The 19,410-nt window shown below is 55.7% G+C and carries 17 protein-coding genes and 1 other RNA gene; 9 read left to right on the top strand and 9 right to left on the bottom strand.

What is annotated here, in order from left to right; all coding sequences use genetic code 11:
• Positions 1–81 precede the first annotated feature (81 nt).
• Positions 82–1,206 (top strand): AI-2E family transporter YdiK, encoded by a 1,125-nt coding sequence (ydiK, locus tag AC236I_RS10305; protein ID WP_044350647.1) that lies wholly within the window; start codon positions 82–84, stop codon positions 1,204–1,206.
• A gap of 172 nt (positions 1,207–1,378) precedes the next feature.
• An RNA gene (gene rprA / locus AC236I_RS10300) (antisense sRNA RprA) lies at positions 1,379–1,486 on the top strand.
• 130 nt (positions 1,487–1,616) lie between these two features.
• On the opposite strand, the gene ppsA is transcribed toward rprA, so the two are convergent.
• The gene (gene ppsA, locus AC236I_RS10295) at positions 1,617–3,995 is read right to left on the bottom strand and encodes a phosphoenolpyruvate synthase (protein WP_004863315.1); all 2,379 of its coding nucleotides are present in this window, start codon (positions 3,993–3,995) and stop codon (positions 1,617–1,619) included.
• Between the two features lie 340 nt (positions 3,996–4,335).
• Here ppsA and ppsR point away from each other — a divergent pair, with 340 nt between their 5' ends.
• The 3 genes from ppsR to hemP all read left to right on the top strand — a co-directional run bounded on the left by ppsR (position 4,336) and on the right by hemP (position 6,716).
• Positions 4,336–5,169, top strand: a complete 834-nt coding sequence (gene ppsR, locus AC236I_RS10290) for a posphoenolpyruvate synthetase regulatory kinase/phosphorylase PpsR (protein WP_004863318.1) — start codon at positions 4,336–4,338, stop codon at positions 5,167–5,169.
• Between the two features lie 155 nt (positions 5,170–5,324).
• Positions 5,325–6,371, top strand: coding sequence for a 3-deoxy-7-phosphoheptulonate synthase AroH (gene aroH, locus AC236I_RS10285; RefSeq protein ID WP_004863320.1), 1,047 nt, complete (start codon positions 5,325–5,327; stop codon positions 6,369–6,371).
• A 165-nt stretch (positions 6,372–6,536) separates the two neighbouring features.
• Positions 6,537–6,716, top strand: a complete 180-nt coding sequence (gene hemP / locus AC236I_RS10280; RefSeq protein ID WP_046852335.1) for a hemin uptake protein HemP — start codon at positions 6,537–6,539, stop codon at positions 6,714–6,716.
• A gap of 41 nt (positions 6,717–6,757) precedes the next feature.
• Here the strand turns inward: hemP and selO are convergent, their stop codons facing one another.
• From selO to AC236I_RS10260, 4 genes are all read right to left on the bottom strand, one after another.
• The gene (selO, locus tag AC236I_RS10275) at positions 6,758–8,200 is read right to left on the bottom strand and encodes a protein adenylyltransferase SelO (protein WP_015584107.1); all 1,443 of its coding nucleotides are present in this window, start codon (positions 8,198–8,200) and stop codon (positions 6,758–6,760) included.
• Positions 8,201–8,316: 116 nt separating this feature from the next.
• The gene (locus AC236I_RS10270) at positions 8,317–8,781 is read right to left on the bottom strand and encodes an NlpC/P60 family protein (protein ID WP_004863328.1); all 465 of its coding nucleotides are present in this window, start codon (positions 8,779–8,781) and stop codon (positions 8,317–8,319) included.
• A gap of 81 nt (positions 8,782–8,862) precedes the next feature.
• Positions 8,863–9,612, bottom strand: a complete 750-nt coding sequence (gene btuD / locus AC236I_RS10265; RefSeq protein WP_004863331.1) for a vitamin B12 ABC transporter ATP-binding protein BtuD — start codon at positions 9,610–9,612, stop codon at positions 8,863–8,865.
• On the bottom strand, positions 9,612–10,163 hold the full coding sequence (locus AC236I_RS10260; protein WP_004863334.1) for a glutathione peroxidase: 552 nt from the start codon (positions 10,161–10,163) through the stop codon (positions 9,612–9,614). The genes btuD and AC236I_RS10260 overlap by 1 nt, the downstream gene beginning before the upstream one ends.
• Positions 10,164–10,389: 226 nt before the next feature.
• Here AC236I_RS10260 and AC236I_RS10255 point away from each other — a divergent pair, with 226 nt between their 5' ends.
• Positions 10,390–11,190 (top strand): MetQ/NlpA family ABC transporter substrate-binding protein, encoded by an 801-nt coding sequence (locus AC236I_RS10255; protein WP_004863338.1) that lies wholly within the window; start codon positions 10,390–10,392, stop codon positions 11,188–11,190.
• Positions 11,191–11,242: 52 nt separating this feature from the next.
• On the opposite strand, the gene btuC is transcribed toward AC236I_RS10255, so the two are convergent.
• A complete protein-coding gene (gene btuC, locus AC236I_RS10250) occupies positions 11,243–12,229 on the bottom strand; it encodes a vitamin B12 ABC transporter permease BtuC (protein ID WP_015584105.1) in 987 nt (328 codons plus the stop codon).
• Positions 12,230–12,381: 152 nt separating this feature from the next.
• A complete protein-coding gene (locus tag AC236I_RS10245) occupies positions 12,382–13,815 on the bottom strand; it encodes a gluconate:proton symporter (protein ID WP_004863342.1) in 1,434 nt (477 codons plus the stop codon).
• 278 nt (positions 13,816–14,093) lie between these two features.
• On the opposite strand from AC236I_RS10245, the gene admX reads away from it, so the two are divergent.
• The 3 genes from admX to AC236I_RS10230 are packed head-to-tail and all read left to right on the top strand — an operon-like array spanning position 14,094 to position 16,662.
• Positions 14,094–15,017 carry an HTH-type transcriptional regulator AdmX gene (gene admX / locus AC236I_RS10240; protein ID WP_004863346.1) on the top strand — a complete coding sequence of 308 codons (924 nt, stop codon included), beginning with the start codon at positions 14,094–14,096 and terminating at the stop codon, positions 15,015–15,017.
• A gap of 14 nt (positions 15,018–15,031) precedes the next feature.
• Entirely contained in the window at positions 15,032–16,312 is a 1,281-nt protein-coding gene (locus AC236I_RS10235; RefSeq protein ID WP_227511381.1) for a D-amino acid dehydrogenase, read from the top strand.
• Positions 16,309–16,662, top strand: a complete 354-nt coding sequence (locus tag AC236I_RS10230; protein WP_004863350.1) for a RidA family protein — start codon at positions 16,309–16,311, stop codon at positions 16,660–16,662. Before AC236I_RS10235 ends, AC236I_RS10230 begins: the two co-directional genes overlap by 4 nt.
• A 53-nt stretch (positions 16,663–16,715) precedes the next feature.
• Here AC236I_RS10230 and ihfA read toward each other — a convergent pair whose 3' ends face one another.
• Positions 16,716–17,015: an integration host factor subunit alpha gene (ihfA, locus tag AC236I_RS10225; RefSeq protein WP_004102960.1), complete on the bottom strand. Its 300-nt coding sequence runs from the start codon at positions 17,013–17,015 to the stop codon at positions 16,716–16,718.
• A 4-nt stretch (positions 17,016–17,019) separates the two neighbouring features.
• Entirely contained in the window at positions 17,020–19,407 is a 2,388-nt protein-coding gene (gene pheT, locus AC236I_RS10220) for a phenylalanine--tRNA ligase subunit beta (protein ID WP_004863353.1), read from the bottom strand.
• Positions 19,408–19,410 lie beyond the last annotated feature (3 nt).

The raw sequence follows: 19,410 nt of genomic DNA, 5'->3' as shown, positions 1-19,410 counted from the left end.
TGAAATTATTGATATTATTATCAGTATATGGATTTACGCGGCGTCAGCATTTTGACGCGACTGGAAAGGTAAAATTTCTTTATGATTAACGATCGCCAACCCCGGGATATACCGCAAATACTGCTGTCGGTACTGTTCTTATCCCTGATAATTATCTCCTGCCTGTGGGTGGTGCAACCCTTTATTCTGTCCTTCGCCTGGGCTGGCACCGTCGTCATCGCCACCTGGCCCGTTCTGCTGCGTCTGCAGCGTTTGCTGTTCGGTAAACGCGCCCTCGCCGTGCTGGTCATGACCGTGCTGCTGTTTTTACTGTTCGTCATCCCGATTGCGCTGCTGGTGAATAGCCTGGTAGATAACAGCATTCCGCTGATAAAACTTATCTCCACCGGGAATGTCACGCTGCCGGATTTCGCCTGGCTCAATAGCGTTCCGCTGATTGGCGACAAGCTCTACGCGGCCTGGCACGGTCTGCTGGATATGGGCGGTGCGGCCATTATGGCCAAAATCCGTCCCTATATCGGCACCACCACGACCTGGTTCGTCGGTCAGGCGGCGCATATCGGCAAACTGCTGGTCTATTGCGGGCTGATGCTGTTGTTCAGCGCCCTGCTGTACTGGCAGGGTGAGAAAGTCGCCTATGGATTCCGTTACTTCGCAACGCGTCTGGCGGCAAAACGCGGCGATGCGGCGGTCCTGCTGGCCGGTCAGGCCATTCGCGCCGTGGCGCTGGGCGTGGTGGTGACTGCGCTGGTTCAGGCGGTGCTCGGAGGGATTGGTCTGGCGATTAGCGGCGTCCCTTACGCCGCGCTGCTGACCGTGGTCATGATCTTCACCTGTCTGGTACAGCTGGGGCCATTGCTTGTCTTGATCCCCTCGATTATCTGGCTCTACTGGAGCGGAGATACCACCTGGGGCACGGTGCTGCTGGTATGGAGCTGCGTGGTGGGGACCATGGATAACGTTATCCGCCCGGTGCTGATTCGTATGGGCGCCGACCTGCCGATGATCCTGATTCTCTCCGGCGTTATCGGCGGGTTGATCGCCTTCGGAATGATTGGCCTGTTTATCGGTCCGGTGCTGCTCGCCGTCTCCTGGCGCCTGTTTGATGCCTGGCTGCAGGAGGTGCCGCCGCCGCCGAAAGATCCCGATCAGGTACTGGCGGAACTTGAAGCGTTAAACGTCAGTAATATCAACAGCGAAAAGTAAAAAATTAAGGCGGGGAAACCCGCCTTAATCATAAGAAAAACTGATAAAAATAATACCGTTCTCCCCCACTATTCCCTCTCTCATGTTACGCAATCGACATATTCTTCACAGCTGTTTAACTATTGAGATGAATCCGATCGACGCCAAAAAAGGCTGTGTCTACTATTAGGGCACGGTTATAGATCAACACCTTGATTTATAAGCATGGAAATCCCCTGAGTGAAACAACGAATTGCTGTGTGTAGTCTTTGCCCATCTCCCACGATGGGCTTTTTTTTTACCTGGTTCCGCTAGCTGCCCGCTATTTTTTCTTGTTTGCCCATACGGCTGTCAATAGCGGTCGCCAGACGCTGAAAATAAAAAAATCCCCGCCATTGCTGACGGGGATTGGGGGAATGTAAAGCGAGGGCTTACTTATTCAGTTCAGCCAGACCAAGCCAGGTCTGCACCACGGTATCCGGGTTCAGAGACAGACTATCAATCCCTTCTTCCATCAGCCATGCGGCAAAATCTTCGTGGTCAGAAGGCCCCTGGCCGCAAATACCGACGTATTTACCCTGCTTCTTCGCCGCGCGAATCGCCATCGACAGCAGCGCTTTCACCGCGTCATTACGTTCATCAAACAGCTCAGAAACCACGCCGGAGTCACGATCGAGGCCAAGCGTCAGCTGAGTCATATCGTTTGAACCGATAGAGAAGCCGTCAAAGTACTCGAGGAACTGTTCGGCCAGCAGCGCATTCGATGGAATTTCACACATCATAATGATTTTCAGACCGTTTTCGCCACGCTTGAGTCCCTGGCGCGCCAGCTCTTCTACCACCGCTTTCGCCTGGGCGACGGTGCGGACAAACGGCACCATGATTTCGACGTTGCTCAGCCCCATCTCGTTGCGCACGCGCTTCACCGCTTCGCACTCCAGCGCGAAGCAATCGCGGAAGCTGTCTGAGACGTAGCGACCGGCACCGCGGAAGCCGAGCATCGGGTTCTCCTCTTCCGGCTCATAACGCTCGCCGCCCACCAGGTTGGCGTATTCGTTAGATTTGAAGTCGGACAGACGCACGATTACCCGCTTCGGATAGAACGCCGCGCCGAGAGTCGCAATCCCTTCGGTCAGACGACCGACGTAAAACTCTCTCGGGGAATCGTAACCTTTCATCAACTCGCGGATTTCGTTCTGCAGCGCCGGCTCCTGGTCGTCAAACTCCAGCAGCGCGCGCGGGTGAACGCCAATCATACGGTTGATGATGAACTCCAGACGCGCCAGACCAACGCCTTCGTTCGGCAGACAAGCGAAATCAAATGCGCGATCCGGGTTACCGACGTTCATCATGATTTTCAGCGGCAGATCGGGCATTTCCCCCACGCTTGAGCTCTTAATGCTGAAATCCAGCAGCTCGGCGTAGACGTAGCCGGTATCGCCTTCGGCACAGGAGACGGTTACATTCTGGTTTTCCTGAATGCGATCGGTCGCGTCACCGCAGCCAACGACCGCCGGAATCCCCAGCTCGCGGGCAATAATCGCCGCGTGGCAGGTACGACCGCCGCGGTTGGTAACGATCGCCGAGGCTTTCTTCATGATCGGTTCCCAGTCCGGGTCGGTCATGTCGGTCACCAGGACATCGCCCGGCTCAATCCGGTTCATTTCACTGATATCGTGAATCACTTTTACCGGGCCAGCACCGATGCGATGACCGATAGCGCGGCCTTCAGCCACAATCTGTCCTTGCGCATGCAGGGTATAGCGTTCCATCACCTGGCCGCGCGAGCGGACGGTCTCTGGACGGGCCTGGACGATGAACAGCTCACCGGTGTGGCCATCTTTCGCCCATTCGATATCCATCGGACGGCCGTAGTGCTTCTCAATCTGTACCGCCTGCTTCGCCAGCTCCTGCACTTCCTCGTTAGTTAACGAGAAAATATCGCGCTGCGCCTGCGGAACGTCTTCGATACGCACCTGCTTGCCGTGTTCCTGGGTCGGGGCATAAATCATGCGGATCTTCTTCGACCCCATGGTGCGACGCACGATGGCCGGACGACCCGCCGCCAGCGTCGGTTTATGCACATAGAACTCATCCGGGTTAACCGCGCCCTGCACCACCATTTCCCCGAGGCCCCAGGCGGAGGTAATAAATACCACCTGGTCAAAGCCGGACTCGGTATCAATGGAGAACATGACGCCGGATGAGGCAAGGTCGGAACGCACCATCCTTTGTACCCCGGCGGATAGCGCCACGCCGCGGTGGTCATAACCCTGATGCACGCGATAGGAGATCGCGCGATCGTTAAACAGCGAAGCAAACACGTGCTTCACCGCGACGAGCACGGCATCGAAGCCCTGCACGTTGAGGAATGTCTCTTGCTGCCCGGCGAAGGAGGCATCCGGCATATCTTCCGCCGTGGCGGAGGAACGGACGGCAAAGGAGGCCTCGGCATTATCCGCGGACAGCTGTGTATAGGCATCACGAATGGCGTCTTCCAGTTCGCTCTGGAACGGCGTATCAATGATCCACTGACGGATCTGAGCGCCCGCTTTCGCTAATGCGGAAACGTCGTCAATGTCGGTTTCATCCAGCAGTTCATAAATGCGCTGGTTTACACCGCTTTGGTCCAGGAACTGATTGAAGGCATCAGCGGTGGTGGCAAAGCCGTTCGGTACGGAAACACCCATACCGGACAGATTCGTAATCATTTCACCAAGGGAGGCATTTTTGCCCCCAACTCTGTCTACATCATTCATGCCGAGTTGGTTATACCAAAGCACCAGCGGTGACGAGCCATTGTTGGACATCGAGACAATCCTTTTGTGATTTAATACCAGTGATAAAAAACTCACGATCAACTACGGGATTTATCCTGACATATTTATGCGGCTGAAAAAAACGGTGAATCGTTCAAGCAAATTATTTTTCATTTTTTAGGATACTTTTCCCGATATAGCTAACCCAATGATTCTGCTGAAATCTGCTGCAATAAGATACAAAATGCCGGCAAAATCGAAAACTGAACCGACCTTTTCATTAAAAATAAAAATACCGTTTCATTTTAAAAGTGAGACAAAGCCTAAAGGGATATGCTTAAATTTAATTTCTGCTTTCAGATAATTAAACTCATTATACCGGATGGTCAAAATGGAAAGTGCTGTAGATCGCCACGTATTTTATATTTCTGACGGTACCGCCATTACGGCCGAAGTACTGGGGCATGCGGTGATGTCGCAATTCCCGGTCGCGATCAGCAGTTTTACGCTGCCGTTCGTCGAAAATATCAGCCGCGCGCGGGCAGTAAAGGAACAAATTGACGCCATCTATCAGCAGACCGGCATCCGCCCACTGGTGTTCTACTCCATCGTTATCCCTGAAATTCGCGATATTATTTTGCAAAGTGAGGGGTTTTGTCAGGATATCGTGCAGGCTCTGGTGGCTCCGCTTCAGCAGGAACTGCGGCTCGACCCGACGCCTATCGCGCACCGCACCCACGGCCTGACGCCGGGTAACCTCAACAAATACGATGCACGTATTGCGGCGATTGATTACACCCTCGCCCATGACGACGGGATCTCGCTGCGTAATCTCGATCAGGCACAGGTCATTTTGCTGGGCGTCTCGCGCTGCGGCAAAACCCCGACCAGTCTTTACCTGGCGATGCAGTACGGTATCCGCGCGGCAAACTACCCGTTTATCGCCGACGATATGGACAACCTGATCCTCCCGGCTTCGCTTAAACCCTTACAACATAAGCTGTTCGGTTTAACCATTAATCCGGAACGGCTGGCCGCGATCCGCGAAGAACGCCGTGAAAACAGCCGCTATGCATCGATGCGCCAGTGTCGCATGGAGGTGACCGAGGTGGAGGCCCTGTATCGCAAGAATAAAATTCCGTGCCTGAATAGCACCAATTATTCTGTTGAAGAAATTGCGACTAAAATCATGGACATCATGGGGCTGAATCGAAGAATGTACTAACGAACTAGTGCATTGGAGAAAATTTGTTTATGCTATCGCCCGTGGCCTATACAGGATCATGACCTGCCCTTGCAATAAGCAGAGATTGGTTTATCGTGATGCGCATCACTTCCCGGCATTTTCGCCGCGGAAGAAACAGATTTTTTGAGACTCCAATGAATAAAACAGACGAATTGCGTACCGCGCGCATTGAAAGCCTGGTGACGCCCGCGGAACTGGCGCAGCGGCATCCCGTGTCTGCCGACGTTGCGGCGCACGTTGCCGCTTCCCGCCGCCGGATTGAAAAGATCCTCAACGGTGAAGATCGCCGCCTGCTGGTGATTATCGGACCGTGCTCCATTCATGATACCGACGCGGCGATGGACTACGCGCGCCGCCTGCAGGGGATGCGTGAACGCTACCAGCCGCAGCTGGAAATCGTCATGCGTACCTACTTTGAAAAACCGCGTACCGTTGTTGGCTGGAAAGGGTTAATTTCGGATCCTGACCTTAACGGCAGCTATCGAGTGAATCACGGTCTTGAGCTGGCACGTCGGCTGCTGCTGCAGGTCAACGAGCTGGGGGTCCCCACCGCCACCGAATTTCTCGATATGGTGACCGGACAGTTTATTGCCGACCTGATAAGCTGGGGCGCTATCGGCGCGCGTACCACCGAAAGCCAGATCCACCGGGAAATGGCCTCCGCGCTCTCCTGCCCGGTCGGCTTCAAAAACGGTACCGATGGTAATACCCGTATTGCCGTCGATGCCATCCGAGCCTCCCGCGCCAGCCATATGTTCCTGTCGCCGGATAAACAGGGACAGATGACCATCTATCAGACCAGCGGCAACCCGTACGGCCATATCATCATGCGCGGCGGTAAACAGCCGAATTATCATGCTGAAGATATCGCCGCCGCCTGCGATGCGCTGCGTGAATTTGATCTGCCGGAACAGCTGGTGGTTGATTTCAGCCACGGCAACTGCCAGAAGCAGCACCGTCGTCAGCTGGAGGTGTGTGCCGATATCTGCCAGCAGATTCGCGCCGGCTCCACTTCGATTGCCGGCATCATGGCCGAAAGCTTCCTGCAGGAAGGCACGCAGAAGGTGGTTGCCGGGCAGCCGCTGACGCGGGGCCAGTCCATTACCGATCCTTGCCTGAGCTGGGAAGACAGCGAACGTTTGCTGGCCGAACTGGCCGCGGCAACCGCAACCCGCCTGTAGTTCCTGCCCCCGCCACGCCGTGGTGGGGGAGATTCTTTCCGCGCAGTCTGGCGCAGCCTCCCCCCAAAAAACAGGGTTTTCGCAAATAACGCTTGCCGTGAAAATTAACATTATTGATAATGATTATCATTGTTTCTTTTATTTTTATTTGGTGCTATGACGCGTATGGATAACACTGCCACAGCAGAAAAAACAAAAGACAATGCCCCTTACCCCATTCCCACGGACCGTAAGATCAACAGCCGCACCTTACTCGGCGCTGAAGGCCGGGTGGTGATTGAGCATGGTGGCCAGCGCTATTTACTGCGCCAGACCCATGCGGGGAAACTGATTCTGACTAAATAGACCTTCTCCGCCCGCGAGCACAGAGAAGGTCCGGGGTAACATCAGCTGGAGCAACTCACTTCCAGACGCCTTCCCCAGTCGGGCGGACGATTGATATACTCATCGTCCCGGTCTGCAAACGGCTGGCTTAATACCTCATGCAGACGCGCCAGTTCGCTCATATCCCCTTGCTCCGCCTGCTCAATGGCCCGCTGTGCCAGCCAGTTTCGTAACACCAGCGCCGGGTTGACGCTCTGCATCTGTTGCTGGCGTTGCGCATCGTCGATCGGCTCATCGCGCAGGCGCGCGCGATAGCCTGCAAACCAGCTATCGAAGGCCGCGCGATCGATGAACTCATCGCGCAGCGGCGATGCCGCGCTGTGTTGTTCACTCACGCTCAGCATCCGGAAAGTCCGGGTGTAATCGCTGCCTTCCCGTATCATCAGCGCGAACAGCCCATCCAGCAGGTCGTTATCACCTTTCTGCTGGGTGAACAGACCCAGCTTATCGCGCATCCGGCGGCCGTATACCGTCAGCAAAGCATGCTGGTAGTCATCCAGCGCGGCATTAAGCGCATCCACCGCAATAAACGGCGACAGCGACTGCGCGAGACGTTGTAAATTCCACAGGCCAACCGCCGGCTGGTTTTCAAAGCTGTAGCGGCCCTGATAATCGGAGTGGTTGCAGATAAAATCGGGTTTGAAGTCGTCCAGGAAGCCGTAGGGGCCGTAGTCCATCGTCAGCCCAAGAATCGACATGTTATCGGTATTCATCACCCCATGGGCGAAGCCAACCGTCTGCCAGCTGGCGATCAGCGTCGCCGTCCGCGTGACAACGTCACGGAACCATAGAACATATTTATCAGCGTCATCAACCAGCTCCGGCCAATGATGACGAATCACGTAGTCGGCCAGCTGCTGTACCTTTTCCGGCTCACGGCGATAATAAAAATGTTCGAAATGGCCAAAGCGCACGTGGCTTTCGGCCAGACGCATCAACATCGCGCCGCTTTCCAGCGTTTCGCGTTGCACGGGGGTATCGCTGGTGACCATGGCGAGCGCGCGCGTCGTCGGGATCCCCAGCGCATGCATGGCCTCCGAGGCCAGACTTTCGCGGATCGTGGAACGCAGCACCGCCCGCCCGTCGCCCATTCGCGAATAGGGCGTCAGTCCGGCGCCTTTAAGATGCCAGTCGAGACGACGGCCGTCCGACAGCTGCTGTTCAGCAAGCAAAATCCCCCGGCCATCGCCAAGCTGGCCGGCCCAGGCGCCAAACTGATGGCCGCTGTAGACCTGCGCCAGCGGCGACATGCCCGGCAGCAGCGTTTCGCCTCCCCACACGCCGGCGCCCTGCGCCGGATGAAACAGCGCCTCGGGAATGCCCAGGGTTTGCGCCAGCGGCGCATTGTGCCAGATAAGTCGGGCATTTTTCAGCGGAGTGGGCGCTAAAGGGGTATAGAAATCCGGCAGTTCATCACGCCAGTGGGTAGTAAAAGACAGGGTCATGGTTCCTCCTCTCTCCAGTGTAGTGCCTTCAACAAGGTATTAACACGGGAGAAACGCAGGGTTATCGACATAAAAAAAGGGAAGCCAGTGCTTCCCCTTCGCCACGACGTCCGTCGCTATATCCTGCGGGCCTGCCAGAACTTCTTATTCCAGTAGACGTTATCCAGGGAGGAACGCGTCACGCCCTGGCTGGTCGATGCATGGATAAACTGATTGTCGGTATCGTAGATGCCCACATGCAGACCGCTGTCGCCGGACCCGGTTTTGAAAAAGACCAGATCCCCCGGTAACAACTCACTTTTATCAATTTTAGTGCCAATCTCTGCCTGATCGCGAGTTTCACGCGGCAGCTGCAGGGCAAACTTATCGCGGAAGGTCATGAGGACAAATCCGGAACAATCGACCCCGCGCGGAGACATACCGCCATAGCGATACGGCGCGCCCCGCCAGTTGCGCAGCTGTTCGTTCAGGTTCGCGATAACGGTAATGGAATCTGCAAGCCGCGGATTCGGCGGCGGCGCCCGGTGGCTGCTGCAGCCAGCCAGAAATAGCGCCGTCAATAAAATGAACCACAAACGCATCTCAGACGATTCCTCTGTTCCTTATCAATTCGTCAGGATAATTTAGCTGGTTTATCAATGCACTGGCAAGGTTGCTTCGTGCTACTGTGACGCAACGAGCATAAAATGACCGGCAACCGCGATGCGCTGAAAAGGAATCGCATAGGCCGCGGTTAAGTTTTCTTCGGTTAACACTGCCGATGTCTCACCGCAGGCAATGGCTTGCCCCCGGCAGATAAGCCAGGATTGATGGGCGTGTCGCAGGGTATGGTTAAGATCGTGACTGCTCATCACTACCGCCACGCCCGCCTCGCACAGTTCACCCAGAACGCGATCCAGCGCCGCCTGCTGCGCCACGTCCAGACTGTTCATCGGTTCATCCAGCACCAGCAGCTGCCCCGCCGGATTCGCCAGCGGATGAACCTGCAGAATGACCGCCGCCAGGCGTACGCGCTGCCACTCGCCGCCAGAAATATGATTCACCTGGCGCCCGAGCTTATCGCTCAGGCCCAGCTTATCGGCAACGCTGGCGAGCAGTTCGCTTTGCCCGCCATTTTGCAGATGCAACGACAGATAGTGCCATACCGGCATGGCAAAAGGCGGCATCTGGTGCTGGCTCAGGTAGGCCCGGTGACGCGCCAGCTCCTGTGCCGACCACTGGCCCAGTTTACGTTCGTTAAGAATAACGTCTCCGGGCCCCGCAGTCAGACCGGCCATTCGCATCAGCAGCGTGCTTTTGCCTGCGCCGTTTGGCCCTACCAGATGGACCATTTCACCCGGACGCACCTGGGCGCTAAACGGCGCCAGACGCCCCGCTTCTTTGACATTCCGCAGCTGCATCAGAAACGGCATTATTTCGCTAACGCCCCTTTAATGGCGGCAACCAGCAGCGGATCGTCCGGGGTCATATCCGGCGAGAAGCGCTGGATAACCTGGCCATCTTTGCCCAGCAGGAATTTTTCGAAATTCCACAAAATGTCGCCGACGTTGGCCGGCGCACGGCCTTTGCTTGCCATACGCTCGTAGAAACCGCTGCCTTCTGGCGCCACGGCCTGCGGCGCGGCCTCAACCAGTTTCTGGTACAGCGGATGACGATGTTCACCGTTGACGTCTACCTTGCTGAACAGCGGGAAAGTGACGCCATAGGTCGTACTACAAAACGTCTTAATCTCCTCTTCGCTCCCAGGCTCCTGGCCCAGGAACTGGTTGCAAGGGAAGCCAAGCACGGTAAGCCCATCGTGCCCGAGATCTTTTTGCAATGTCTCCAGCTGCTCATACTGCGGCGTGAGACCACATTTTGAGGCCACGTTCACAATCAGCAGAACGCGACCCGCATAGTCCGCCAGCGTCGTTTTTTGACCATCAATCGTGGTGACTTCAGTATTCAGAATATCGTGTTGCATAGCCTTCCCTCCGTCCATAAAACGGGTTTCTGATTTAAGGTGATCCCTATCTACTGTAGCGGATTCACGGGCGCTCATTGTACGTCTAATCGGCGGCCAGGAATACCGCACCGTACGCGCCGCTAACATGAATTCCTCTCAATATGGTCAGCAGACAATTCAGTGTACAGTGTTAAATGGATGTAATAGCCTTTTGTTATGGACTAATTTGAGAGAGTTTTTATAGATGAAAAAGTTGTTAAGCTCAGTGTTAATCGCCACATCGGTAGTATTGTTATCGGCCTGCTCTCCTGACGATAACAACAAAGTTAAGGTGGCGATTAACACCGGACCGGATGAAGCCATCTGGAAAGTGGTTGAGCAGGTGGCGAAGGATAAATACAACCTCGACGTTGAGGTTATCTCTTTCAATGACTACGTACTGCCAAATGAAGCGTTAAATAATAAAGACGTCGATGCTAACGCCTTCCAGACGCTGCCCTATCTCGAGGCGCAGTCAAAAGAGCGCGGCTACAAATTTGCCATCGTTGGCAAAACGTTCGTCTTCCCGATTGCCGCTTATTCACGCAAAATTAAACATATTAACGAGCTGCCGGACGGCGCAACGGTATCTATCTCTAACGAAACCACGACCTTAGGCCGCAGCCTGCTCCTGCTGCAGGCGCAGGGCTTAATCAAACTGAAAGAGGGCGTGGGCTATCTGCCGACGTCGCTGGATATTATCGACAACCCGAAACATTTGAAAATTGTTGAAGTCGATACGCCGCAGCTGACCCGTACTCTCGACGATCCGAACGTCGCGCTGTCGATTATTAACACCAACTTCTCCGCGCAGGCAGGTCTTTCCGCGGCCCGCGATGGTTTATTTATGGAAGGACCGGACTCTCCGTATGTGAATGCCATCGTTTCACGTGAAGAGAATAAAGACAGTAAAAAGATTCAGCAGCTGAAAGAGGCCTTCCAGACCAAAGAAGTCGCCGATAAAGCCATGGAAGTATACAAAGGCGATGCGATCAAAGGCTGGTAAGCCCCAGCGTCCCGCCCCTGGCGCAGCGATCATGGCTGCGCCAGCCCACCGCTTATTGCGAATGCACGGATTTCAGCAGTAGCCAGATGAAGACCGGCGCGCCCAGCGTCGCGGTGACCACGCCGATCGGTAATTCCGCCGCCGACAGCGCCAGGCGGGCAATGATATCGGCGCCGAGCAGCGCACTGGCGCCGGCAAGCACGCAGGCCGGAAGCAGCACCCGATGATCGCTCAAGCCGCACAGGCGAAGAATATGCGGTATCACCAGCCCAATAAATCCAATTGCCCCAGCCAGCGCCACGCTCACGCCAACCAGCCAGCCTGTCGCCACCACCAGCAGCCTGCGCCATAGCCAGAGAGGCAGCCCCAGCTGACGAGCGGACACCTCTCCCAGCGCCAGGAGATTCAGCGGCTGTGATTGCAGACACGCCCAGATAAGTACCGGCAACAGCGCCAGCATCAGCCACAGCTGCTGCCAGTCCACGCCGCCAAACCCGCCCATCATCCAGTACATGAGTTGACGCAAGTCGAAAGAGGTGGAGAAATAGACCGCCCAGGTCATCAACGCGCTACAGATAATGCCGAGCGCGACGCCCGCCAGCAGCAGACGGCTGGTTGACAGATGCCGCCGGGCAAAACGCAGCAGAATAAAAGTAATCACCAGCGCACCGGCAATCGCGCACAGCCCCAGCGCCCATCCCGGCAGATAGCCTTTGCCCAGCAACACCGCAGCAATTAACCCCACGCCAGCGCCGTTAGAAACGCCCAGCAGCCCCGGTTCCGCCAGCGGGTTTTCGAATAATGCCTGCATGATCGCCCCGGAGAGTGCCAGCGCGGCGCCCACCAGCAGAACGGCCAACGTCCGCGGCAGACGAATCTGCCAGATAAATAGCTGCCCTTTGGCGCTGAACCACTCCTGCGGACCAATCCACTGGTCTCCGGCGCAGAGACTGACGGTCAACATGGCGAGGAGCAGCAGCAGGAGTGCAATAAGCCAGCGCCGGCTGCGGCGCTGTTGAGTTTGGACAAAGGTCAGCATAATTTCCGTCATGCCAGAAAGAGATGCCGTTGATTTTACGGTGGCGATAGAGGTGAGAAAAGCAAAACCTCCCGCAGGGGAAGAGATAACCTGATGATCCAATGGCCACAACGACGGGACATCGGCCCCGCCGCGCTGAGCAGAAAGGTCTCTTACACCAGCACCTGAAACAGCAGAGCGAAGAGAATAATGTTAGCAATCACGATAGCCCAGCCGTTATAGAGCATGTACTTGAGATGGGTCGACTGCGCCAGCCCCATCTGCCCGAACATGTCCGAAGAGGGGAACGGGCCAAACCAGTCCACCTGCGATGAAGCCAGCAGAACCGCAGTGGTTCCCTGCGGCGGGACGCCGGCAGCCATCAACATCGGGCCAAAAATCTTGTGGGTAAAGGTCATCTGCGCCACCGCCGCGCCGGGAACATGGCCAATGATATTGAAGGCGAAAATACAAAAGCACAGCCAGGCCGGGGAGATCCCTTCCAACAGCGGCTGGGTGTAGTCCAGCAGCCCCTGATAGGCATGGAGCCCATCCATCAGTTCAAGAATCGGGTTATAGAGCCAGTAGAGGATAAACATCCACACCAGACGGCCGCAGCCGTGATACAGCGCCTGCAAAATCTGCGTGGGCCGTAGGCCGCCGACCAGTCCGGTGATCAACGCCACCAGCAGCATCACAATAATCGCGAAGCTAAAGCCGGCTTTTATCACTACCCCAACCACCGCCATCACGATAATCGTTGCCGCAAACGCCAGCGCGCTGAGCTTTTTGCGCCTTGAAACGGCGGCACTGGCTTGCTCCTGCGTTTTTTCAGACAGGTCGACCTCATACCGCAGCTTCCCTTCGGTCATCTTCTGAATGCGCCCCGCCATCACCCAGCCGGCCAGCAGAGTCACCGCACTCATTGGCAACCCGACATACAGCAAATAGTCCGGATAGCTGAGGCCGCCGAGCTTGAGAATCGTCACGGTACTCGGCGTAAACGGCCCGGTAAAAAGCCCGATGGAGCCGGCGGTCATCATCAGCGCGGCCACCGTCGGCGGCGTCAGTCTGACCGCCGCGGCAACCGGAATAATTACCGCCACGATGATCGCATTTCCCCCGGCCATGGTCCCCAGGGCGCCGCAGATGAGAATCGACGAAATGACAATACCCAGTTTAACCCGGGTCTGACTCGACAGCCCGATACGATGAACCACAAATTTCACCAGCTCCACTGCGGCGCCGGTACGAGTCGCCACTTCTCCGACACCGGCACCGAGCATAATGATTAACCCGACGGTGGCAATAAAAGAGCCGGTCGATTTTGCCAGCATTGTTCCCATTTCAGGCAAGCTGGTCGAGGTCATAATCATCGCAATAATAATGGATGAGATCACCGCCAGCACAATATCTACCCCGACGAGCGAGAGGATGGCGAGGGCGACAAGCGGTGTAAAACTCAGCAAGCCGAGTTCGTCTGCGGGGTGTCCATGGCACCAAAATGCCGTCGCTAAAAACAGCCCTAATAACAGGCCAATAATAATATTTTTTCTGGTGATATTCTGTCTGGCTAGCGGGTTGCCAGAGAGCGTTGAGTCACTCATATAACTCCTTGATGCCAATAAAACCGGCCGCTATTGGGACGCGGTGTATTCGGGCCTGCTCAGAAAATATCCCCCTCGTTATAATGTGTTGGCTTGGTTGCCTGAGGGTGTATGTAGGGACAACAGGTATTGTTCTGAGAATCGGATTATCCGCCGGAAGGCGGCGCAGTCAGCGCGATAAGTAAACAGCTCGCTGATTGCGGATTAAATTTATGTTAACTTAATGTTATTGGAAAATGACTTTTTATCTGGCCTCTATAACCCTGAGTTAACTCCTCATGAAACTGCGTCACCTGGAAATCTTCCACGCCGTGATGACTTGCGGCACGCTTTCCCGAGCAGCGGAATCGCTCAATATCTCTCAACCCGCCGCCAGCAAAGCGCTAAAAAACGCCGAGCAGAAGCTCGGTTTTAAACTTTTTCAGCGGGTACGCGGTAAACTGCTGCCCAGTAGCGAAGCGCTGATGCTGTTTGAAAAAGCTCAGAATATTTATCAGGATCTGGATAACCTCCGCCTGCTCGCCGATAACCTGGCCCGCGACCCCCGGGCCAAAATGAGCCTCGGTTGTCTGCCGAGCCTTGGGTTGAGTCTGGTCCCGGAACTGGTCACCGATTTCTATCAACAAAATGCCAATCTGGTGATGACACTCACCACCGAACACACTGAGACATTGGTCAAAAAACTGGATCTGCGCGAGATCGATCTGGCCCTGACGCTACAGCCCGTCCAGCAAGGGGAGATCACCAGCACCGCTATCGCTGAGGTCCCGCTGGTATACATTGACCGCGACTATCGCCAGGGAGAAGTGGCGATTGAGGAGATTGACCAGCAGCGGTGGATCTCGCCAGGACCACACTCCCTCTCCGCGGCCATTGCGACCCGCCGCGATTTTTCGACCACCCGTCTGAACGTGCAGACCTACTACATGGCCACCGAATTTGTGAAACGCGGCATGGGATGCAGCATTACCGATATTTTTTCCGCCCGGCATAACCTGGCGCCGGCGATGATTCATCCGATCGCGCCGCCGATGATGATCACCCTGTGTTTACTGCGTCGGGCAGACGTTTCACTCAGCCCGATCAGCCAGAAGTTTGTCGATTTTCTCTGCACCCGGCTCCGCCAGCAGCTGCAGGAGATTAACCTGGAGTTATACCCTGAAAATAAAAAGTCAATTGCGCCGCAGAGGCAAATGCTTTGACATAAAGCCCATGCATTTATCAGCGGTGGGTTTATCAGGTTATGAAAAAGCGCATTGTCATTATCGGCGGCGGTGTTATCGGGCTGGCAACAGCTTATGAGTTAATCAAGAGCGGTCATCAGGTCCAGTTGCTGGAACGTCAGGCGAAGCCAGGTCTGGCAACCAGCTTTGCCAACGGCGGGCAGCTTAGCTACCGGTATGTGGCCCCCCTGGCCGATCGTGGCGTTCCCCTGCAGGGGATGAAATGGATGGGTAAAGCCGACTCGCCTCTCAATATGCGTTTGAAAATGTCGGCGGATCAATGGCGCTGGCTGCTGCAGTTTCTCCGCGCCTGTAATAGCCAGACGAATAAGCTCAACGGCGATCATATATTGCGCTTGTCGCTGCTCAGCCGTCAGGTGATGCAGGAGTGGCTGACGGCGGATAATCTGCACGACTTTCACTGGCGGCGTTCCGGGAAATTGATCGTTCATCGCCGGACATATGATTTTAATAAAGCCGCCAAAGGTATCAGCCCGCACTATCAGCAAGCGTTGAATGCCGACGAGTGTATTCAACTTGAACCGGCGCTGAAATATATTCACCCTTCGCTGCAGGGCGGTATTTATTCGCCCGGCGATGAGACCGCCGACTGTCAAAAATTCTGCCAGGCGCTGCTGGAGAAGCTGCATGCCAGCGCCAGCTTTACTCTGACCAGCGATTGTGAGGTGCTGCGCCTGAATAAAAAAGGCGCCCGCATTGATTCTGTCGATACCCGTCAGGGAACGATGGTCGGCGATGAGTACATCGTGGCGGCAGGAAACGGCAGCGGTCCCCTGCTGGCCGGTACCGGTATTCGCGTGCCGCTGTGCGCTCTGAAAGGCTACAGCCTGACGCTCCCCTACCCCACAAAGCCCGGGATTGCGCCTGATATCAGCGTAACGGATTATGGCCATAAAGTGGTCTACGCCCGGCTGGGCGATCGGCTGCGCATTGCCGCCATGGTCGATATTGGCTACGACGGCGATGAACTGCGCCCCGAGCGTATCCAGGCGCTAAAAAAGATCGTCACCCGCAGCTTCCCTGAGTTGCAGGGCGTTGAGGATGCAGAGGCCTGGTGCGGTATGCGCCCTTCAACCCCCGCGGGTCCCCCTCTGCTTGGTCGTGCCGGGTATCAGAACCTGTGGATGAACCTCGGTCAGGGTAGCCTCGGCTTTACTCTGGCCGCCGGCAGCGCGGTGGTGCTCGGCGCGCTACTCAACGGCGCAAGTCCCGCCATTTCTTTAGAAGGTCTGACATGGGAACACTCAGCATGAAAATAGAACGTCATCATTCGCAGCCCCGCCTTTCCGCCAGCGTCGGGTACGGCGATCTGATCTTTTTATCAGGGCAAACCCCGGCAAGCAGCGATGACGATATCCGCCAGCAAACCCGGGAGGTTTTAGCAAAAATTGACGCACTGCTGGCCGAAGCCGGCAGTGATAATCGTCATATTCTGTCTGCTCAGGTGTGGCTGAAGACGATGGCACGTGATTTTGCCGGGTTTAACGAGGTCTGGGTCGCCTGGATGCCGGAAGGTCACAGCCCGGCACGCGCGGCCGTCCAGGCGGAAATGGCACGCCCTGATATCCTCGTCGAGGTGATGGTTACTGCCGTAAGAAGTTGATTTACGCCACAAAAGAAAAAGGCCGCATCAGCGGCCTTTTTAGTTAGTTCAGATTATTTGTCTCTGGGCGAAGCGTTTTCGACACGGCTTTTAAGTTTCTGACCGGGTCTGAAGGTCACCACACGCCGGGCTGTAATGGGAATATCTTCCCCCGTTTTCGGGTTACGACCCGGGCGTTGGTTTTTATCCCGCAAATCGAAGTTGCCGAACCCGGAGAGTTTTACCTGTTCTCCGTTTTCCAGAGCACGACGCACCTCTTCGAAAAACAACTCTACCAGCTCTTTGGCATCCCGCTTGCTAAGCCCAAGCTTATCAAACAGATATTCTGACATTTCAGCTTTTGTAAGCGCCATAGGTTCAATCCCTCAATGATGCCTGGAATCGCTCTTTTAATGCCTCTACACATCTGGCAACGGTAGCGGCAATCTCCTCTTCTTCGAGTGTACGGCTGGTATCCTGCAGGATGAGGCTAATCGCAAGGCTCTTACTGCCTTCCGCCACCCCTTTACCACGGTACACGTCAAATAAGTTTACGCCAACTACCTGATTTACGCCAACTTTCTTACACTCTGTCAAAACATCGGCTGCAGGTACGTTTTCCGCGACGACAACGGCGATATCACGACGGTTCGCCGGGAAACGAGAAATCTCGCGCGCCTGAGGCACCACGCGGTCTGCAAGCTTGTTCCACTCCAGCTCGAACGCTAAAGTCCGGCCGTTCAGATCCAGTTTACGTTCCAGTTCAGGATGAACAACCCCAATGAAACCAATACGTTCACCTTTCAGATAAATCGCGGCTGACTGCCCCGGATGCAGTGCGCTGTTCGCTTCTGCGCGGAATTCGATATCCGCTAATTTGCCGGTCAGGTCGAGAATGGACTCCAGATCGCCTTTCAGATCGTAGAAATCAACGGTCTCTTTTGCCAGATTCCAGTGCTCTTCGTAGCGGTTGCCGCAAATCACACCGGCCAGCATCACGTCCTGACGAATGCCCAGCGGAGCCTGGGTATCCGGAACAAAACGCAAACCGCTTTCAAAAATGCGGACGCGGCTTTGCTGACGGTTCTGGTTGTACACCACCGTACCCAGCAGACCGGTCAGCAGCGACAGACGCATCGCCGACATTTCGCTGGAGATAGGGCTCGGCAGAATCAGGGCTTCTTCACCCGGGTGAATCAGCTGCTGCACTTTCGGGTCAACAAAGCTGTAGGTGATGACTTCCTGGTAGCCCTTGTCGTTAAGCAGCGTTTTTACACGTTTCAGCGACAGATTAGCTTCGCGGTGGGTGCCCATAATCAGCCCCGCCTGCACCGGCCGATCCGGAATATTGTTATACCCGTAAACGCGGGCCACCTCTTCGACCAGGTCCTCTTCGATGGCAATATCGAAGCGCCAGCTCGGTGCAACGGCCTGCCACTCACCGTCGCCGACGGTCACCTCACAGCCCAGGCGAGTCAGAATATCGCTCACCTGCGCATCATCAATATGATGGCCAATCAGACGATCCAGTTTGCTACGACGCAGGGTAATGGTCGCCGCCTTCGGCAACGCAGCTTCGTTGGTCGCATCGATAACCGGGCCCGCTTCGCCGCCGCAGATATCGATCAGCAGGCGGGTTGCACGTTCCATCGCTTTATACTGCAGCGCTGAATCCACGCCGCGCTCATAGCGATGAGACGCATCGGTGTGCAGACCGTGGCGACGCGCGCGGCCAGTGATCGACAGTGGGCTGAAGAACGCGCATTCCAGCAGCACGTTCTGCGTTTCGTCATTGACGCCAGAGTGTTCACCGCCAAAGATGCCGCCCATAGCCAGCGCTTTGTGATGGTCGGCAATAACCAGGGTATCGGTATCCAGTTTGGCTTCGGTCCCGTCCAGCAGAACCAGTTTCTCACCCTCTTTCGCCATTCGGACCACGATCCCACCGTCAATACGGTCGCAATCGAACGCATGCATCGGTTGACCCAGCTCGAGCAGCACGTAGTTGGTGACGTCAACGACCGCATCGATGGAGCGAATCCCGCAGCGACGCAGCTTCTCTTTCATCCACAGCGGCGTTGGCGCTTTAACATTGATACCCTTCACCACGCGGCCCAGGTAGCGAGGACAGGCCTCCGGCGCTTCAACGGTGACAGGCAGAGTATCGGTAATGGTGGCGGCAACGGGGGTAATCTCCGGTGCGTTCAGCGGTTCTTTATTCAGAACGGCCACGTCGCGGGCGACGCCGATGATACCTAAGCAGTCCGCACGGTTCGGCGTGACGCTGATTTCGATCGTGTTATCGTCCAGCTGCAGATATTCACGGATATCGGTGCCAATCGGCGCATCCGCCGGCAGTTCGATAATTCCGCTATGATCGTCGGACACGCCCAGCTCAGAAAACGAGCACAGCATCCCTTCGGAAGGTTCACCGCGCAGCTTCGCGGCCTTAATTTTGAAGTCGCCCGGCAGCACGGCGCCGATGGTTGCTACGGCAACCTTTAGCCCCTGACGGCAGTTTGGCGCCCCGCAGACGATGTCCAGCAGACGTTCGCCGCCGACGTTAACTTTCGTGACGCGCAGTTTGTCGGCATTCGGGTGCTGACCGCACTCAACCACTTCACCGACAACAACGCCGTTGAAGCTACCGGCTACCGGCTCAACGCCGTCCACTTCGAGGCCCGCCATGGTGATCTGGTTAGCCAGCGCTTCGCTGTCGATCGCCGGGTTAACCCACTCGCGTAACCACAGTTCACTGAATTTCATTAT

This window comes from Klebsiella sp. Sb-30, from assembly GCF_057652795.1.
The sequence above is the reverse complement of the archived record's forward strand: the minus strand, read 5'-3'. Positions and strand labels throughout refer to the sequence as shown.

What these genes read in the sequence shown, in the direction of transcription:
- ydiK (WP_044350647.1), top strand. Translation starts at nt 82, where the DNA reads ATGATTAACGATCGCCAACCCCGGGATATACCGCAAATACTGCTGTCG.
- ppsA (WP_004863315.1), bottom strand. Translation starts at nt 3,995, where the DNA reads ATGTCCAACAATGGCTCGTCACCGCTGGTGCTTTGGTATAACCAACTC.
- ppsR (WP_004863318.1), top strand. Translation starts at nt 4,336, where the DNA reads ATGGAAAGTGCTGTAGATCGCCACGTATTTTATATTTCTGACGGTACC.
- aroH (WP_004863320.1), top strand. Translation starts at nt 5,325, where the DNA reads ATGAATAAAACAGACGAATTGCGTACCGCGCGCATTGAAAGCCTGGTG.
- hemP (WP_046852335.1), top strand. Translation starts at nt 6,537, where the DNA reads ATGGATAACACTGCCACAGCAGAAAAAACAAAAGACAATGCCCCTTAC.
- selO (WP_015584107.1), bottom strand. Translation starts at nt 8,200, where the DNA reads ATGACCCTGTCTTTTACTACCCACTGGCGTGATGAACTGCCGGATTTC.
- AC236I_RS10270 (WP_004863328.1), bottom strand. Translation starts at nt 8,781, where the DNA reads ATGCGTTTGTGGTTCATTTTATTGACGGCGCTATTTCTGGCTGGCTGC.
- btuD (WP_004863331.1), bottom strand. Translation starts at nt 9,612, where the DNA reads ATGCCGTTTCTGATGCAGCTGCGGAATGTCAAAGAAGCGGGGCGTCTG.
- AC236I_RS10260 (WP_004863334.1), bottom strand. Translation starts at nt 10,163, where the DNA reads ATGCAACACGATATTCTGAATACTGAAGTCACCACGATTGATGGTCAA.
- AC236I_RS10255 (WP_004863338.1), top strand. Translation starts at nt 10,390, where the DNA reads ATGAAAAAGTTGTTAAGCTCAGTGTTAATCGCCACATCGGTAGTATTG.
- btuC (WP_015584105.1), bottom strand. Translation starts at nt 12,229, where the DNA reads ATGCTGACCTTTGTCCAAACTCAACAGCGCCGCAGCCGGCGCTGGCTT.
- AC236I_RS10245 (WP_004863342.1), bottom strand. Translation starts at nt 13,815, where the DNA reads ATGAGTGACTCAACGCTCTCTGGCAACCCGCTAGCCAGACAGAATATC.
- admX (WP_004863346.1), top strand. Translation starts at nt 14,094, where the DNA reads ATGAAACTGCGTCACCTGGAAATCTTCCACGCCGTGATGACTTGCGGC.
- AC236I_RS10230 (WP_004863350.1), top strand. Translation starts at nt 16,309, where the DNA reads ATGAAAATAGAACGTCATCATTCGCAGCCCCGCCTTTCCGCCAGCGTC.
- ihfA (WP_004102960.1), bottom strand. Translation starts at nt 17,015, where the DNA reads ATGGCGCTTACAAAAGCTGAAATGTCAGAATATCTGTTTGATAAGCTT.
- pheT (WP_004863353.1), bottom strand. Translation starts at nt 19,407, where the DNA reads ATGAAATTCAGTGAACTGTGGTTACGCGAGTGGGTTAACCCGGCGATC.